This window comes from Rothia sp. HC945 (genome assembly GCF_051370785.1).
In the GTDB taxonomy this organism is placed as follows: Bacteria; Actinomycetota; Actinomycetes; order Actinomycetales; family Micrococcaceae; genus Rothia.
Window position 1 is genome coordinate 1,807,217 of record NZ_JBFCSN010000001.1, and the last position, 17,565, is coordinate 1,824,781.

Sequence of the window (17,565 nt, forward strand, 5' to 3'; positions counted from 1 at the left end):
ACTCGGTGATCCGCGACATCGCGACGCCGGTCGGACCGCGAGAGTGTCCTCGTGTGGATGCCCCGGCGGGGTGGTCGTCCCGAGGACGGCCAGTCTCCCCTGTTTCACGTGAAGCACAAGAATGACAGTCTTCCCAGACGTGTCTCCGCACCGGAGTGCAGGGAACGGAAAGCTCATTATCGCTTCACCGTTCGTGTACCGCTCGAGCCTGTCATCTACTCCTTGTTTCACGTGAAACAGTCATCGACGACTCCGGCTAGCGCGATGACAGAACACGGTGAATCACATGAGCCACCTCTGACGACATTGCGTGGAAAGCTCGCGCGGCGCTATAGACTGGAGTCAGCAACCCAACACATCAAGAAGGAGCACCGTGGCTGAAAAGAGACGTGGACTGGGCCGGGGCTTGGGATCGCTAATTCCGAGCTCACCAGCAGGGGAGTCAGAGCAACAGGCAGTCGAGAGCACCCGTGGGGCGAACGGGGAGCGACAGAGTTCGGACACCGTTTCACGTGAAACGGGCGGTGGGGGTTCTACTGGGGCACCCAAAACGTCTGCTTCATCCAGGAAAGCGGGGGGCATCACGTCCAGAGACTCCGCAGGGGCCACGGGGAGCGGATCAGAGACCAAGTCCAAAGCCAAGAATGGGAAGGCCGTTGCGAGGGAGAATCGCGGCCAGAGCGAGAATTCCCGCACGGGTACCAAGAAATCGACATCGACCTCGGCTAGGACCTCCTCACGTCGGAGCTCCGGTGACGCATCGAACAAATCTTCAGAGGTGACTAAGAAGAATACATCCGCATCAGAGGCCAAAGGGCAATCGTCAGAGAAGTCAGCGGATTCGGGGGGACCCTCGGGTTCGGACGGTAAGGCACGGACCACTCGGAGGGCCACGACTCCGAGAGCAGATATGGGAGCCGCGTTGCGAAAGAGCGCAGGTGGGCGCCGGCCCGTGGACTTCTTCTTCCAGCCGTCCGAGTCCTCGAGTGTAGAGGCTTCGGTCCCAAGCACCGCACCGGACGAACAGGGAGAGAGCCCGAAGGCCGGTGAACGCGCGAATGCTGCATCCGCTGTTCCTGGAGACAGTGGTACGGCCGCCACGGAAGAGAGCACTCAGGCGGGCACGAACCCGTCCGTTTCACGTGAAACGGTTCAAGGCTCGGCCGATCCGTCGCCTAGAGACCGGCAAGAGGACGCCGAAAGCGGGGAAGCCGAAGGCGCTACCCTTATTCCCGTCCCGGGGGCACATTTTGGCGAAATTCCGGTTTCCGACATCCACCCCAACCGGAAGCAGCCTCGTCAGGAATTTGATGAGGATGAGATGGAGGAGCTCGTCCACTCCATTCGGGAAATAGGACTTCTCCAACCCATCGTGATTCGGCCCAGTCAGGAAGAGGGCGACGCCAAGTACGAGCTCGTGATGGGTGAACGACGTTGGCGAGCGACCCAAAGGGCTGGTCTCGAGACGATTCCAGCAATCGTTCGCCAAACCCAAGACGTTGATCTCTTGCGTGACGCGCTGCTGGAGAATCTCCACCGAAGCCAGCTCAACCCATTGGAAGAAGCGGCCGCGTATCAGCAGCTTCTCAATGAGTTCGGAACAACCCAGGATGAGCTCGCGCTGAAAATCGGTCGCTCGAGACCGCAGATCTCCAATACCATCCGATTGCTTCGTCTCCCTGCCTTGGTTCAGCGTAGGGTGGCCGCCGGAATTCTTTCAGCGGGTCACGCCCGTGCGTTGCTCGCTCTGACCGATCCCGCGGCCATGGAGCGTCTCGCACAGCGCATTGTGGCGGAGGGACTGTCAGTGCGTTCGGCTGAGGAGATCATTCAGTCGGGCGCGGCGGAGAAGGGTGAGCAGAAGCCGAGGAAGGCCGCGACCCCGAATAAGCATCATGAACGTTTGGACTACATTGCGGATGCGTTCTCGGACAAGCTCGATACGAACGTGAAGATCAATCTGGGCGCCCGCAAGGGGAAAATGACCATCGAGTTCGCATCGGTCGATGACTTGAACAGGATCATTACTGTTCTGGATCCCAAGATCGAGGGGGAGTAGACCTCCGCCCTTCCCTCGGGAGTGCGGATTGATGAAACTACAAAACGCCGCCTCGTTTCACGTGAAACGAGGCGGCGTTTTGTTTATCTGGCTATCAGCTGACGCCAGGATCAACCGAGGAAATCGGCGAATTCCTTCTCCAGGACGGCCTTGGGCTTGGCCCCGACCGACGTCTTGGCGACGTCGCCGTCCTTGAAAACATAGATCGCGGGAATCGACGTGATGCCGTACTTCGCTGCGGTTTCACCGTTTTCGTCGACGTTCAACTTCACAACGTCGACCTTGCCCGCGTGCTCTTCGGCAATCTGATCGAGAACCGGACCTACCTGACGGCAGGGTCCGCACCATTCGGCCCAGAAATCGACGATAACCGGACGGTCGTTCTTGAGGACATCGTCCTCGAAGGTGGCGTCAGAGACAGCCTTTGCGTTGCTCATTGTGTTTCCTTTCGCTGTGGATGGTATTCGGCCTCGTCGTATCGACGTCGATCAGAGGGATTCGAGGTAGTGCTGGGCGTCGATAGCAGCGACACATCCCGAACCGGCGGCCGTAATGGCCTGCCTGTAGGTGGGGTCAATGACGTCGCCGGCGGCGAAAACGCCAGGAACATTCGTTTTGGAGGACCTGCCGTTCACCGCGATGGTTCCCTCAGGAGTCAGCTCCAATTGGCCTTTCACGAGGTCGGTACGGGGATCTGAACCGATCGCCACGAACAGGCCGTCGACCTCAAGGCGCTGAGTCAGTCCAGACTTGAGGTTCTCCACCTGGAGAGCCTCGGTCTTGGCCTCACCTTCGATACCGACCACCGCGGAGTCCCAAATGAAGGTGATCTTCGGGTTGTTGAGCGCACGTTCCTGCATGATTTCCGACGCCCTGAGCGCATCGCGTCGATGAATGATCGTCACGTTCGAGGCGAAGTTGGTAAGGAACAGGGCCTCTTCGAGAGCGGAATCCCCGCCGCCGACGACGGCGATCGGCTTGTCCTTGAAAAAGAAACCGTCACAGGTTGCACACCAGCTGACGCCGTGCCCGGAGAGGCGGGTTTCGTCCTCCAGGCCCAGCTTGCGGTATTCCGACCCCGTCGAGACGATGATGGCTTTCGCCCGGTGAACCGTGCCGTCCTGGAGGGTGATCTTCTTGACCTCGCCTTCCAGTTCCACCGAATCGACGTCCTCGTACTGGATGTCGGCCCCGAAACGCTCCGCCTGCTGCTGCATGTTGGCCATCAACTCGGGTCCCTGAATGCCTTCAATGAAGCCTGGGTAGTTCTCGACCTCCGTGGTGGTCATGAGGTCCCCACCTGCTGCGACGGAGCTGGCGAACACCACCGGCTCCAGATTGGCCCGCGCAGCGTAGACGGCCGCAGTGTAGCCGGCCGGGCCCGACCCGATAATTGCGATGTCGTGAACACGGTCCGAACCGTCTTCCCGTGGTTCAGTCTCCGCCACGTCCTGGGTCTTCACGTCGATCAGGGAACCCGATCCCTGGGAGAACACGCTGTCGGTCACTTGTTTCCTTCCGTGCGGGCCATGCGCTGGCCTGTGCGAGAAGGCCCGCGCACTCCGGCGTCGGGCCCCTACGATGATCTGATGGTTGAAACCTGAGCAGGTCCGCAAATATTCCGCGTCGACAGAGCCGACCCCGCGGAGACCTGTGGCCGGCCTCGAGCGAGATCAGGATACGGTGCCCAAAGGCTACTTCGTGCTGATCTCTCCGACGTGGAGGCCGTAATTGTAGCCACCGATGGGTTGGCTGACCTGCGGGAGTTGGGTCACGTAAACGATCACGTACTTGGCGTCCTTCGACGCGGCGTCTCCGGACAGGTCCACGGTGGTTGGGCCGTTGGAGAAGGAACCTTCGCCGGCCTTGGTCGCGCCGTCGATGCTGGGGGAGTCATTCGTGTAGACGGTGAACTGGCCACCATTGCTCTTGGGGGTGTTGACCGTGACTTGCTTGACCTTCGCCGGTTCCTTCAACTCTGCCGCAAGCCCCAGGCCCTGAATCAATTGACCGAAACTCGGGTTGGAGAACCCGTAACTGGTCCAGTAAGAAGACGGATTGCCGTCATAAGCCTTGCTCAGGGTCGAATCCTGGTCGGACATGAAGTCCGGATTGTCAGGGATAACCCGGGACACGTTCGCGACCTCGGGCTTGGCGGAAGACCCCGAGGTCGAAGTCTGTGACTCTGACGGGGATTCGGAACCGCTCTCGGCCGAACTCACGGTCCCGCTGGGAGAAGAGCTTGCGCCCGAAACCAGAGAGCCCAATTTGTTGAACCCGAAGATCACCAACAGGACCAACAGAATGACGACGACCGCGGCCGTGATCCACACGCCTGCCGGAGTCCGACGACGAGGACGATCCTCATAGTATTCGTCGTCGTCCTCGTAATACGGTTCCACGGGTTCGTCGTCGTCCCCATAATCCCCGTAGTCCCCGGCCGGTGCGAAGTCTTCGTCCTGGTACTGGTAGCGATTGTCGCCGTCGTAGGAGCTGTCCTCGTCGCGCAAAGATGCCGCAGCGGCCGCGCTGGACCCCCCGGCGACATCGGTGGCGGCACGGTCGAAGAGGGTGCCACCGCCCTGGGAAGACTGGGACGAGCGCCGTGCGGGGGGCTCCTCACCGAAGGCCTCATAATCAGCATCCGTCCACTCAGTGACCGGAGAAGTCTCTTCCGCGTCGTCCTGCGCGACCTCCTCCTGGGGAGAAGTCACCGTGCCGACCTGTTCGTAGTCGGACGACGTCGCTGCCGGCGCGCTGTCTGCGCCGAAGATCTCGCCACCGAGCTCCTCGTTCTCTGATCCCTCTTCTTCCCGACTCTCCGTCAGGAGCAGATCCAGGAGATCGTTGGCGGGAGCGTGGGACGTGATCAGATAGGTCACTTCGTCGGATTGCCCGAGGTCCAAGACCTGGAGGCTCCCGGAGCGCGAACCGGTCGCGATGTCACGGGCGTTCTCGATCAAAAGATCACTGTGCTCAGCGCTGGCAACGAGAATCGAAACCTTGCGCTCCAGGACCTGGTCCTTGCCGTCGAGCACTTGGTCCTGTGCCGCGGTGGTAACGATCTGAGCGGTCACTTTGTACCGGCCACCGAGTACGGTGCCGAGCTGGATCACCTGCGTCAAGAATACCCCCGCGCTGAGTTGGGTCGAAGTAACAGTTAGATGATACCGGCGTCACGGTCCGAGTAGTCCGAATTACCTGCCGAGACGCGACATCAACGGTTTGAGCATGCTGTCCAGCTCGCGGACTCGGAAGACCCGGAGGGCACAGAAGTAGACGGCGCCCATGATCAGGCCGCCGATCAGAATCGTCACGAGAGCCGTGATCTGGTTGCGCCAGGCGAAGCCGTCGAGTGCGGCGCCGCCCATCAGGTGCAGGACCACGAAGCCGACGACGCCGGCAACGATCGCAGAAATCGTGACCCGCAGGTGCGTCTTGACGATGCTTCCGAGGTCGTAGTCCCCGAGCCAGCGGCGCAGCCCCCGGTGGAAGAGGAGCGTGGCCAGAATATTCTGCAGGGCGTAGAGCGCCGCAAGACAGAACACGATGTACTGCGGCGGGAGCTTGCCGACGGCGAACCCCAGGACGATCACGATCACCGCGGAGATGGCCTGGTTGATCATGGGCGTCTTGGCATCCTCGTGAGCATAGAACGCACGCCCCATCATGAAGGCGATCGTCAGGAACGGCCCGCCGAGGGCAATGATCGAAATGACCTGCCCGATGACCGCCCCCTGGGCCGGATCGCCACCGCCGAACAGCATGCCGACCGGGCCGGCGTAGACCACGAGGGCGACCGCGCAGAAAATGGTGGCGACCGAAGCCACGCGGAGACCACGGGACAGGGTCTGTACCAGGGAGGCGTCGTCGTTCTCGTCAGCGAAGCGAGACATCTGGTTGAAGAGAACCGTGGCGATCGAGAGGCCGATGACGCCGTGCGGCAACTGGTACAGCATGGTCGACTGGTCGAGCACGTTGTTGCCGGCAATCGGATGAGAGAAGTCCTGTTGGGCTCCCTCAGGCTTGGTTGCAATACGGGCCAGGAACAGGAAGGACAGGTTGGCGACGACGCCGGTTGCCAGGGTCCAGCTTCCGATGCGGGCCGCAGTGCCGAGGCCGATGCCCCGCCATCCCAGCTTGATGCCGAGACCGAGCTTCAATGCCTTGAGAGGAATAAACAGAATCAGCGCCTGGGCCGCGACGCCGATGGTCGCCATGCCGGCGAGCCAGAAGGTTTTGTGCGCGTTCCAGTTGGACGGGTCGTGGTGCGCGGTGCCCCACGATCCGAACATGAAAATGAACACCAGGAGCGAGACGATCGCCACGAGATTGTTCAACACGGGAGCCCACATGTAGGCGCCGAACGCGCCTCGCGCATTGAGGATCTGCCCGACCACGGTGTACAGGCCGTAGAAAAAGATCTGCGGGAAGCACCAGAGGGCGAAGGTCGTGCCGAAATCAATCTTCTCGGGCGACCAACCATTGGCCATGATGGTGATGATCGGACGCGCGCACAGGACCACAATCGCGGTGATGACGAACAGGCCGATGACCGCCAGGGACAGCAGGCGGGAGATGTAATCGGCGCCGCCGTCCGGCTTCTTGGACGCCTTGATGATCTGGGGGACCAGGACGGCATTGAATACGCCGGCCGCGACCAGCACGTAAATCAGGTTCGGCAAGGTGTTGGCGAGTGCGAAGACGTTGCCGGCCGTCGTCGAGGCTCCGATGGCGATGGCCAGGAGCATGGTCTTGACGAAGCCCAAGAGGCGGGAAACCATGGTTCCCGCGGCCATGATGGCGCTGGAACGAGCACCAGTTCGTGCCATATTTGCTAAGCCCTATCGATGAATTCTGGGATCGGCACCTGCCCGGAGAGCCACCCCCGCGGTTCTAGATCTGGTGGATGATGTATTCCCGAGCGATGTCCGCAATCCTACGTTCGTTCGGAAACGAGAGTTTACGCCCCAAATCGTCGATGTCGGACCATGCCACGTCGATCGCCTCGTGGTCAGGGTCCTTCTCGGTGGTCAGGTAGCCGCCCGTAGCCTTCAACAGGAAGTGGTGCACGGTTTTGTGCACCCTGTGGCCGGAAACGGTGAACCAGTAATCAATGGAACCCAGCGGGGCCAGGATACGACCCGCGATTCCGGTCTCCTCCTCGATTTCCCGACATGCTGCTTCCTCGTTGGTCTCTTCGCCCTCCGGGTGTCCCTTCGGCAGGCACCACTCCAGGCGCCCTCCTCGGTTGATGCGGGCGATGATCGCGACAGGATGTCCCGGGGTCTCCAGATCGACGACGATACCCCCGGCAGAGACTTCTTCCACCGTGGGCAAGGGGGAAGGCGGGGTGAATGCCCGCTTCTTCGGCGCCCGGGGTACTGGAAAAGTCATACGTCCACCTTACAGAGTCACGCCTTGACACGTGCTGAGAGACCGCGTGTGTGACCTTGGTCCAATGGCTCCTTCTGCGCTTCGAAGCGCCCCATGGCAGGGTTTTCTGGCACGATTTAAGGACTATGGTTAACCTCTTTGACAGCTCATCCATTCACCCTGCCGCTCTGGACCTCGGAAAGCTCTTCGAGGCCAGAGGATTCGAGCTGTCGCTCGTGGGCGGCCCCGTGCGCGATCTCTTCCTTGGGTCGGCGGCGTTGGACCTTGATTTCACAACCAATGCGACGCCCGACGAGACGCTCGACGTCGCCCGTGACTGGGCCGATGCTCACTGGGAAATAGGTCGCGAGTTCGGGACCATCGGCCTGCGCAAGGGTGAGGCGATGATCGAGGTGACCACATATCGCGCCGAAGCCTACGATCCGGATTCCCGGAAACCCATGGTTGCGTTCGCCCGAAAGCTCGAGGACGACCTCTTCCGGCGCGACTTCACGATCAACGCGATGGCGCTGAGGCTTCCGAACCTGGAACTGGTTGACCCCTATGGGGGCATCCAAGATCTCTCGGCGGGCATTCTTCGCACGCCAGGGAAGCCTGAGGACTCCTTCTCCGACGACCCCTTGCGGATGATGCGGGCCGCGCGGTTTGTCTCCCGGCTCGATGTCGACCCGTCCGCGGACCTGGTGGCGGCCATGACGGACATGGCCGAGCGCATCCGTATCATCTCCGCGGAACGGGTACGGGACGAACTGATCAAGCTGATCAACGGTGATAACCCACGCCGCGGCGTCGAACTTCTGGTCAGTACGGGGCTCGCCGACTCTGTGCTGCCAGAGATCCCCGCCCTCAAGCTGGAGACCGATGCCCAGCACCACCACAAGGACGTCTACGAGCACTCACTGACCGTGTTGATGCAGGCCAAGGACTTGGAGACCGACGACGGCCCGGTTCCTGCCCCCGACTTCACCTTGCGATTCGCGGCCCTCATGCACGACGTCGGGAAACCCGCCACACGGAAACTGGACGGTACCGGGGCGGTGAGTTTTCGCCACCACGACGTCGTGGGAGCGAAACTGGTCAAGAAACGCATGCGCGCCCTTCGGTTCGACAACGAGACGATCAAGAACGTGGCGCGCCTGGTCGAGTTGCATATGCGTTTCTACGGATATGGGGAGGCCGGGTGGACCGACTCCGCGGTCCGCCGTTACGTGAGGGACGCGGGGGAGCAGCTCGAGAGGCTTCACCGTTTGACCCGATCCGATGTGACGACACGGAACAAGAAAAAAGCACAGCGGATGGCTCACGCCTATGACGACCTGGAGCGCCGCATCGACGAACTGGCCGAGCAGGAAGAACTCGATTCGATGCGCCCGGACCTGGATGGGCAGCAGATCATGAGGATTCTGGGGATCGACCCGGGACCTATGGTCGGCAAGGCATATAACTATTTGCTCAATGTCCGATTGGATGAAGGTTCCCTCGGCGAGGAGGAGGCTGAACGACGCCTGAAAGAATGGTGGGCCTCCTCGGACGACTCCTGATGCGGACTGTGAAGGCACCGTCGGGCGACATCTGCCGGGGGCGCGCTTCACGCGGAGAGCATCGAGACTGAGGTAGAGCCAGCTCTACTGTCGTTCATACCCTGGTATGAAATCGTCCTCGTTCCCTGGATTCTCAGGGGGCGAGGAGGTTTTTGCTTATAGGGTGGAGCACAGACGACGTTGGACCCGGCAGTGCCGGGTCCGGAAAGGAGCCCCCATGATCGAGGTCTCAGGTCTCTCGAAGCACTATGGGTCCAAGCGCGCCGTTGACGACATTTCCTTCACCGTTCAACCGGGCAAGGTCACCGGATTCCTCGGCCCGAACGGTGCCGGCAAGTCCACCACGATGCGCATGATCCTGGGCCTTGAGCGGCCCACCGCTGGACAAGCGCTGGTGGACGGTAAGAAATACAGTCAGCTGTCATCGCCGCTCACCTCGGTCGGCGCCCTGTTGGAAGCGCGTGCCGTGCACCCCCGCCGTAGTGGAATCAACCATCTGCGGGCCCTCGCCAGAACTCACGGGATCCCCAATTCCCGGGTGGACGAAGTCATCGACATCACCGGGTTGAGCAGCGCGGCCAAGAAAAAGGTCAGCGGGTACTCGCTCGGTATGGGTCAGCGCCTCGGAATCGCTACTGCCATTCTCGGCGACCCCAGCACCGTGATTCTCGACGAACCGGTCAACGGGCTCGATCCCGAAGGCGTCATTTGGGTTCGCCAGATGGCCCGCTATCTTGCCTCACAGGGCAAGACCGTCTTCCTCTCCTCCCACCTCATGTCAGAGATGTCCCAGACCGCGGACCACCTCATCGTGATCGGTCAGGGCAAGGTCCTTGCAGACCAGCCGCTTGAGGAATTCCTCAGGCAGACCGGCGATGACCAGGTCCTGGTGCGCACGGACGACCCGGATGGTTTCGCAGAGGCTCTTCGCCGAGATCAGGTGGAGGTCAACAAGCAGGACGACGGCGCTCTCGTCGTGAGTGCCGATGGTCGCGACGTCGCCCAGCGGGCCCAGTCGCAAGGCGTCCTGTTGTGGGAGATCACTCCTCAGCAGGCATCCCTGGAGCAGGTCTACATGTCCATGACCAGCGACTCGGTCGAGTACCGCTCCTCGGACCCGAACGCCGGTTTGGGCTCGGGTGCCGTGAATTCGACGGCGGGTGCCGAATCCGCTGGTGGACAATCGGCTGGTGGACAGTCGGCTGGTGGCGCGCACACCGCGGCACAGCCGGAGGTCACCCCGACCGACCAGGGCGAGAATTACCAGCCTTCGCACTCCACCGAACAGGCTCCCTGGAACCAGGAGGAGAAGTAAGCAATGAGTACTGTCGCAGATACGAACTCTCCCCGAGGCGCGGACACCGCGCGCTCGGAGTCGTCCAAGTACAAACTGTCGTTCTTCGGAACGTTGAGGTCCGAGTTCCTCAAATTCCGTACCCTGGTCTCCAGCTGGGTCCTGATGATCGTGACTGCGGTTATCATGATCGGTTTCGCGGCGCTGAGCGCGTACCAGGCCAAGGACTACGCGGATCAGATGCACGAGGCCTTGACCGGGGGAAAGAAGATCCCCGAGTACTACCTGCAGCTCGGTGACCCGAGTGAGTTCGCCCGACAGGCCGTGGACTCCGGCTACGTATTCGGATACATCATCCTGGGCGCGATGGCCGTGGTGTTCATCGCCTCGGAATTCGGTACCAAGTCGGTCATCTCCACGCTGACGGCCTCGCCCCGACGCGGCATGGTCTACGTTGCCAAGACCGTCCAGATCACGGTCGTCGCGGCGGTCGTCGCGATCGTTTCGGGAGTTCTGGCCTGGGCCGTGGCCCAGTGGGTCCTTTCCACCTCGGACATGGACATCACGTTCAAGCTCTTCGAAGAACAGACACTGATGAATATTCTTGGTCTCATCGTCGTCTTCGTGCTCACCGCGTGGATGGGCGTCGGTCTCGGGGCGATCATCCGGAACAACGCCGGAGCGATCGTGATCCTGGTGGTCCTGCTCTTCATCCTCCCGTTGTTGCTCATGCCGTTCCAGTGGGAATGGGTCAGGGACTTCCAGAACTACGTTCCCTCGGCCCTGGCGGCGAACCTGACCAACCCGGCCGAACCGATGCAGGACCCCAAGTATGTGGAGTCCGGCGTCTGGTATGCGGTGTGGTCACTGGTTCCCCTGATCCTGGGATACTTCTCCTTCACCCAGCGCGACCCGAAGTAGAAGCAGAAGGGAACCGGACCGCTCCGAAACCCCTGTGACGATGGCGACGGGAACAAACCCGTCGCCATCGTTGTATTCATGGGCAGAAGGACGCGGTTGTGACCGGACCTGGTCCTAGGCCCTGCGAGTGAGGCCGAACCGACCCGGCGTCGTGCCCGTTACCCATTGATGGAGGAGAAACCTTGAGCCACCCCACCCCCGAACACCACACACCCCAGTACTTCAATCAGGGATCTGGTCCTGGTGGAGCCCATCCCAGGCCCGTCTACGTCGTCCGGAAGAGCGTTCTGCTCTCCTACATCCTGTGGCTCTTTCTTGGGCTCTTCGGGATCCACAAGTTCTACCTGCGGGCGCCATTTATGGGCATTTTCTACCTGATTCTGCACGGTCTCGGGTGGCTGCTGGCCCCGATTTTCGTCGGCTATTTCTTCTTCGCCCTCCTGGGTCTGCTGATGTTCATCGACTTGTTCACGATCCCGTTCCGAGTCGGGCTGATCAACGCGGCTGAGACTTCCCGCGTCAACAATCGTCGTCGCTTCTGACGCCTGACACCCTCCGGAGAAGCGCGCGCCAGGGCTCCGCCGCGAGGTGGCAGTCTCGTGCGACATTTGGGTCCAAAACCGCACAACATGCCGTATCGTGCCGGAATCTGCACGACGACGTCGTGAACTCCGTCCCACCGCGGGTGCCAGGCGGCGTTGTGTGCTGTAAACTCTGTGAAGTCTGTGCCGACTCGGTCAACCCCCGAGCTCGCAGACAACGCGCAAGCGAACCTCCTGCTACGGAAAGACCGTAGCCGCCAAAGACCAAAGGAGGTGGGTTCAAACATGCGTGAATACGAACTCATGGCCATCATCGACCCCGAGGTTGACGACCGTGCCGTTGAGCCGACCCTCAACAAGTTCCTCGACGTTGTCCGCAATGGCAACGGCACCATCGAGAACATCGACATCTGGGGTCGCCGCCGCCTGGCCTACGAGATCCAGAAGAAGTCCGAGGGCATCTACGCCGTCGTCAACTTCACGTCGGATCCCGAAGTTGCCAAGGAATTGGACCGCGTTCTGGGCCTGAACGAGTCCATCATGCGCACCAAGATCATCCGCCCGGAAGAGCAGAAGATCTCCTAAAGTTTCCACACATTCACCGGATGGGGTCTCAAGGGGCCGTGACCGGTGCTTGACTGGAGACACTCTTCAATACGACTCAGGAGGTCATGATGGCTGGAGAAACCATCATCACGGTTGTCGGAAACCTCACCGCCGACCCTGAACTGCGGTTCACCCCTTCGGGCGCCGCAGTCGCGAACTTCACGATCGCCTCGACCCCGCGCACTTTCGATCGTCAGACCGGCGAATGGAAGGACCAGGAAGCCCTGTTCCTTCGCTGCTCGATCTGGCGCGAGGCCGCGGAAAACGTGGCGGAGTCCCTGACCAAGGGGCAGCGCGTGATTGCGCAGGGTCGTCTCAAGGCTCGGTCGTATGAAACCAAGGAGGGCGAACGCCGTACCTCCATGGAGCTGGACGTCGATGAAATCGGCCCCTCGCTCCGCTTCGCCACAGCGTCGGTCAACCGCAACCAGCGCTCCGGAGGAGGAAACTTCGGAGGCAACCAGGGCGGGCCCGGTGGAAACCTCAACCAGGGCAACGGCGCCGGTGGCAACCAAGGGGGCTTCGGAGGCAACTCCGGAGGTTCCAACGGATACGGCGGCAACGGATTCAACCAGGGCAATTCGCGGGGCGGCCAGCAGGCTCCCGCGGCGGACCCCTGGGGCCAGAACTCCGGCGGAAACTACGACTGGAGCGCCGGTCAGGACGACGAACCGCCGTTCTAATCCGGGCCAACCCTCCGAACCAATCAATAACCCATCCCGCGGTACACAACCTGCGGGCTCCACAACAATGAAGGAGCACCACGATGGCTAAGGCTGAAATTCGTAAGCCCAAACCAAAGCAGAACCCGCTCAAGGCTGCTGAAGTCACTGAGATCGATTACAAAGATGTCGCTCTCCTGCGCAAGTTCATCTCCGATCGCGGCAAGATCCGTGCCCGTCGCGTCACCGGCGTGACCGTGCAGGAACAGCGCAAAATCGCGCAGGCGATCAAGAACGCCCGCGAAGTTGCTCTGCTGCCCTACTCCGGCGCCGGTCGCTAAAGAGAAGGAGAGTAGAAGAACATGGCAAAGATCATCCTTACTCAGGAAGTCAACGGCCTCGGTGCCGCTGGCGACGTCGTCGAAGTCAAGAACGGCTACGCACGCAACTACCTTCTGCCCCGCGGCTTCGCCGTGGTGTGGACCAAGGGCGGCGAGCGTCAGGTCGAGTCGATTCGTCAGGCGCGCTCCGCACGTGCCCAGCACAACCTCGAGGACGCACAGGTCCAGGCGGAGAAGCTCTCGGCTGCGGTCGTGAGCGTTCCGGTCAAGGCCGGCGCCGAGGGTCGCCTCTTCGGCACCGTCAAGCCTGCTTCGATCGCGGAAGCGATTGAGGCCGCGGGTCTCGGGTCCGTCGACAAGCGGGCCGTGACCATCCAGAACAACATCAAGAAGACCGGACGCCACACCGTGGCCGTTCGTCTTCACGAAGACGTTGTTGCGAGCGTCGAACTGGACGTTGTTGCGTCCTAGTTCGATGGGCTCTGTGGGGAGCGCGTAATTCGTGTTCCACCACGCAACCGGTGATGCCCGGCATATCCTTTCGGGGACATGCCGGGCATTGCTGTATTTCCGGACAGGGGGTCACATCCGACTCCGAGATTCGCATGAAAAGATGAGTACATGGCGCACACTGACAAACAGTCCGACTGGGACACCATGTGGGACGAAGCGACGAACGACGCCCGGACCGAGACGCCGCGCAAGCGTTTGGGCAAGAACGGGCGCAGGTCGTTGCTTCCAAGCACCAAGATGCTGGTCATTGCGACCGGATTCTGGCTTGCCGCTGTTCTCCTGATCGTTCTCGGCTTCGTTGCCGGCAATACGGGAACCAACTCTTCAATCCTTGCGTTCTTCCTGGTGTGTCTGGTGGTTTCCTCGATTGCCGGAGCCTTCGCGAGTTTTCTGGCCCTGTTCGGTCTGTTCAAGTACCGACGGCGGAAGATCCTCAACCTGTTGCTCCTGATCATTTCCGTGGTGACAAATCCCCTCATCCTCATCATGCTCGCGACGAGCGCCATCGCCTGACGGGACAAACCAAGGAGAACTCATGGCACGCATCGTGATCGCCTGCGACAAATTCAAAGGCTCTGCCACGGCCTCCGAAGTCGCGGAAGCCCTGCGTCTGGGGATCGCGGACGTGCTCGGCGAGGACGCCGAGGTCACCTCTGTACCGGTGGCGGACGGCGGCGACGGAACAACGGATGCTGCCTTGTCTATATCCTTTGAGCGGCATACATGCCGAGTGAATGGTCCATTCGGACGACCCACCGAGGCCGTCTACGCCTACGATCCTGGACGTGGCACCGCAGTCCTCGAAGTCGCCGAAGCCTGCGGGCTCGGACTGATTCCCTCCTCGGAGGTCGGCACCGAAACTGCCGACGGCAAGGACGCGAGCTCGAGCGGCGTCGGTGAACTGATTGCCCACGCCCTGGACAAGGGGGCCCGACGAATCATCCTTGGTCTCGGCGGCAGCGCGACCACGGACGGTGGTGCGGGCATGATCGCCGGCCTCGGGGCCCGGTTGTTGACGGATTCCGGTGATGAGGTCGGTCCCGGAGGGGCGGGTCTGAAGGAACTGGCTACCGTGGATCTTTCGGGACTCGATTCCCGGATTGCGGAGGCCGAGATCGTGATCGCTTCCGATGTTACGAACCCCTTGTGCGGCGGCGAAGGTGCCGCTGCTGTCTACGGACCGCAGAAGGGCGTGGCCTCTGCCGATGTACCAGACCTCGACGATGCCCTCTCCCGATTTGCGGGGCTCGTGGAAGGGGAACTGCGCGTTGGTTCGGGCTCCTTCGCGGAAACGCCGGGTGCGGGTGCCGCAGGGGGTCTGGGTTTTGCTTCCCTCGCGGTGCTCGGCGGAACGATGGAATCAGGTGCCGACCTGGTGCTCGATCTTGTCGGGTTCGATCGATCAGTCGACGGTGCCAATCTTGTGATCACGGGAGAAGGGCGATTCGATGCCCAGACCCTCCAGGGGAAAGCGCCCGCGCGAGTGGCCCAGCGGGCTCGCGAGGCGGGAGTGCGTACCGTGGCGATCTGCGGGGCAACGGAGTTGTCCGCGGCTCAGGTCCGCGACGTCGGTATCGAGGAGATGTACGCGCTGACCGATGTGGAGCCCGACGTCGCACGGTGTCTGGCCGAACCCCTGCCGCTCATCCGGAGGCTGGGGCGACGGATCGCCTCGAACATGGAATGAGTGGACGGTAGACTCCTTGTGGATAACTTGAGGACAACCAGCAGGATCCAAAGGTTCAACCCTCACGTGAGGGGTGATGGTTGGACGGTCGTGGGGTTGTTATCCACAGGATGTGTAGCCCCATGACCGCGGAATGACGGGGATTTGAGGGTGTGGGTGAGTCTTGTCCACAGTGCCATCCCCAACGACTCCACAAATGCAAGAAACTTGTACACAGGTTTTCCACAAGGGCTGTGATTTGATGCCCACCAGGCGTGACCATGAGGGTCAGAAAGAGGAGACCACCACCGATGTCTGATGCGGTCCAGGAGCAGGATGTAGGGCGCACGCCGCCCCAGGACAATGTCGCCGAGCAATCGGTGCTCGGCGGCATGATGCTGTCGAAGGATGCCATCGCCGACGTCGTCGAGGTGCTGCGCGGGGTCGACTTCTATCGCCCCGCCCACGAGTCGATCTATGACGCGATCATCGACCTGTATGGCAAGGGCGAACCTGCCGACGCCATCACGGTTGCCGACGAACTGACCAAACGCGGCGAACTGAGCCGAGTCGGCGGCGCCGCTTATCTTCACACGCTGATCTCTTCTGTCCCGACCGCCGCCAACGCCGGTTTCTACGCCGACATTGTCCGCGAACGCGCCGTGCTCCGCCGCCTGGTCGAGGCGGGCACGCGGATCGTCCAGCTGGGCTACACCCCGGACGGTGAAGTCGATGACGTCGTCAACCAAGCGCAGGCCGAGGTCTATCAGGTCGCGGAACGGCGAACCTCCGAGGACTACGTGGTCCTCAAGGAGATCATCGGCGAGACGGTCGAGGAGATCGAGGCGAACGGCGACAAAACGGACGGCATGCAGGGAGTGCCGACCGGCTTCTACGAATTGGACGAGCTGACCCACGGTCTCATGGGCGGCCAGATGATCGTCGTCGCCGCCCGACCGGCCGTCGGCAAGTCGACCCTGGCACTGGACATCGCCCGTTCGGCGTCGATCCATCACAACATGGCCAGCGTGATCTTCTCGCTGGAGATGTCCCGCAATGAGATCGCCATGCGCCTGCTTTCCGCGGAAGCCTCCCTGAACCTTTCCGACCTGCGGCGGGGTTCGTTGGAGGACAGCCAGTGGTCGAAGATTGCGGAGGTCATGGGCCGCATGGACAAGTCGCCGCTGTTCATCGATGATTCACCGAACATGTCCATGATGGAGATCCGAGCGAAGTGTCGACGACTCAAGCAGAAGAACAACCTGCAATTGGTGGTTCTGGACTACTTGCAGCTCATGTCATCGGGCAAGCGCGTCGAATCCCGTCAGCAAGAGGTCTCCGAATTCTCGCGTTCCCTCAAACTTCTCGCCAAGGAGCTCGCGGTGCCGGTGATCGCCCTGTCCCAGTTGAACCGTGGATCGGAGCAGCGCAACGACAAGAAACCGATGGTCTCGGACCTGCGTGAATCCGGGTCGATCGAGCAGGACGCCGACATGGTGATCCTCCTGCACCGCGAGGACATCTACGACAAGGAATCGCCGCGGGCCGGTGAAGCCGACGTGATCGTTGCGAAACACCGTAACGGTCCGACCAAGACGATCACCGTCGCCTTCCAGGGCCACTACTCCCGGTTCGCCAACATGGCCAACGACGGCGGCGGTTTCTAGACGGCTGTCGGGTCTTCGGGCAGGAGAGAAATGTAACCCCGTTCACTCAGAGCAGGTTCACGAGTAGCCTGACAATTGAGCGACTCATTTCCACTGATGCTGGCGCCCTGCCGGCACCCACGGTGAGTCCCGCTCATGTCAACGAGTTCAGGAGGAACCATGACTGAGTCGAACAACAATTTCAACGAAGACGAAGGACCTGCTGACGGTGGTGCCGCTGGTACTCCGGGTGTTCATGATGGTGGTGCTGATGGTGGGGCCGAGGGTCCTGCTGATGGTGGTGCCGCTGGTACTCCGGGTGTTCATGATGGTGGTGCTGATGGTGGGGCCGAGGGTCCTGCTGATGGTGGTGCCGC

General features: G+C 61.4%; 17 protein-coding genes. 12 read left to right on the forward strand and 5 right to left on the reverse strand.

Going from position 1 to position 17,565, the window contains the following annotated elements; genetic code table 11:
* Positions 1-910 precede the first annotated feature (910 nt).
* Positions 911-2,059: a ParB/RepB/Spo0J family partition protein gene (locus AB0Y14_RS08035; RefSeq protein WP_436588656.1), complete on the forward strand. Its 1,149-nt coding sequence runs from the start codon at positions 911-913 to the stop codon at positions 2,057-2,059.
* Positions 2,060-2,169: 110 nt separating this feature from the next.
* Here the strand turns inward: AB0Y14_RS08035 and trxA are convergent, their stop codons facing one another.
* The 5 genes from trxA to AB0Y14_RS08060 form a co-directional block, all read right to left on the reverse strand.
* Entirely contained in the window at positions 2,170-2,496 is a 327-nt protein-coding gene (trxA, locus tag AB0Y14_RS08040; RefSeq protein ID WP_436588658.1) for a thioredoxin, read from the reverse strand.
* Between the two features lie 51 nt (positions 2,497-2,547).
* Complete coding sequence (gene trxB, locus AB0Y14_RS08045) at positions 2,548-3,507, reverse strand: thioredoxin-disulfide reductase (protein ID WP_436588849.1); 960 nt, start codon at positions 3,505-3,507, stop codon at positions 2,548-2,550.
* 246 nt (positions 3,508-3,753) lie between these two features.
* On the reverse strand, positions 3,754-5,184 hold the full coding sequence (locus AB0Y14_RS08050; protein WP_436588659.1) for a hypothetical protein: 1,431 nt from the start codon (positions 5,182-5,184) through the stop codon (positions 3,754-3,756).
* Between the two features lie 72 nt (positions 5,185-5,256).
* The gene (murJ, locus tag AB0Y14_RS08055) at positions 5,257-6,891 is read right to left on the reverse strand and encodes a murein biosynthesis integral membrane protein MurJ (protein ID WP_436588660.1); all 1,635 of its coding nucleotides are present in this window, start codon (positions 6,889-6,891) and stop codon (positions 5,257-5,259) included.
* A 64-nt stretch (positions 6,892-6,955) separates the two neighbouring features.
* A complete protein-coding gene (locus AB0Y14_RS08060) occupies positions 6,956-7,456 on the reverse strand; it encodes an NUDIX hydrolase (RefSeq protein ID WP_436588662.1) in 501 nt (166 codons plus the stop codon).
* A gap of 125 nt (positions 7,457-7,581) precedes the next feature.
* Here AB0Y14_RS08060 and AB0Y14_RS08065 point away from each other — a divergent pair, with 125 nt between their 5' ends.
* From AB0Y14_RS08065 to dnaB, 11 genes are all read left to right on the forward strand, one after another.
* Complete coding sequence (locus AB0Y14_RS08065) at positions 7,582-8,997, forward strand: CCA tRNA nucleotidyltransferase (RefSeq protein ID WP_436588664.1); 1,416 nt, start codon at positions 7,582-7,584, stop codon at positions 8,995-8,997.
* 217 nt (positions 8,998-9,214) lie between these two features.
* Complete coding sequence (locus tag AB0Y14_RS08070) at positions 9,215-10,312, forward strand: ABC transporter ATP-binding protein (protein ID WP_436588665.1); 1,098 nt, start codon at positions 9,215-9,217, stop codon at positions 10,310-10,312.
* 3 nt (positions 10,313-10,315) lie between these two features.
* Positions 10,316-11,212, forward strand: coding sequence for an ABC transporter permease subunit (locus AB0Y14_RS08075; RefSeq protein WP_436588666.1), 897 nt, complete (start codon positions 10,316-10,318; stop codon positions 11,210-11,212).
* Between the two features lie 182 nt (positions 11,213-11,394).
* Complete coding sequence (locus AB0Y14_RS08080; protein WP_436588667.1) at positions 11,395-11,754, forward strand: TM2 domain-containing protein; 360 nt, start codon at positions 11,395-11,397, stop codon at positions 11,752-11,754.
* A gap of 285 nt (positions 11,755-12,039) precedes the next feature.
* The gene (gene rpsF / locus AB0Y14_RS08085; protein ID WP_436588668.1) at positions 12,040-12,339 is read left to right on the forward strand and encodes a 30S ribosomal protein S6; all 300 of its coding nucleotides are present in this window, start codon (positions 12,040-12,042) and stop codon (positions 12,337-12,339) included.
* A gap of 89 nt (positions 12,340-12,428) precedes the next feature.
* Positions 12,429-13,043 (forward strand): single-stranded DNA-binding protein, encoded by a 615-nt coding sequence (locus AB0Y14_RS08090; protein ID WP_436588850.1) that lies wholly within the window; start codon positions 12,429-12,431, stop codon positions 13,041-13,043.
* Between the two features lie 83 nt (positions 13,044-13,126).
* Complete coding sequence (rpsR, locus tag AB0Y14_RS08095; protein ID WP_048680746.1) at positions 13,127-13,363, forward strand: 30S ribosomal protein S18; 237 nt, start codon at positions 13,127-13,129, stop codon at positions 13,361-13,363.
* Positions 13,364-13,384: 21 nt separating this feature from the next.
* Complete coding sequence (rplI, locus tag AB0Y14_RS08100; RefSeq protein WP_436588669.1) at positions 13,385-13,834, forward strand: 50S ribosomal protein L9; 450 nt, start codon at positions 13,385-13,387, stop codon at positions 13,832-13,834.
* A 150-nt stretch (positions 13,835-13,984) separates the two neighbouring features.
* Positions 13,985-14,389, forward strand: coding sequence for a hypothetical protein (locus AB0Y14_RS08105; RefSeq protein ID WP_436588671.1), 405 nt, complete (start codon positions 13,985-13,987; stop codon positions 14,387-14,389).
* 22 nt (positions 14,390-14,411) lie between these two features.
* On the forward strand, positions 14,412-15,563 hold the full coding sequence (locus tag AB0Y14_RS08110) for a glycerate kinase (protein ID WP_436588672.1): 1,152 nt from the start codon (positions 14,412-14,414) through the stop codon (positions 15,561-15,563).
* A 290-nt stretch (positions 15,564-15,853) separates the two neighbouring features.
* Positions 15,854-17,209 carry a replicative DNA helicase gene (dnaB, locus tag AB0Y14_RS08115; protein ID WP_436588674.1) on the forward strand — a complete coding sequence of 452 codons (1,356 nt, stop codon included), beginning with the start codon at positions 15,854-15,856 and terminating at the stop codon, positions 17,207-17,209.
* Positions 17,210-17,565: the final 356 nt, after the last annotated feature.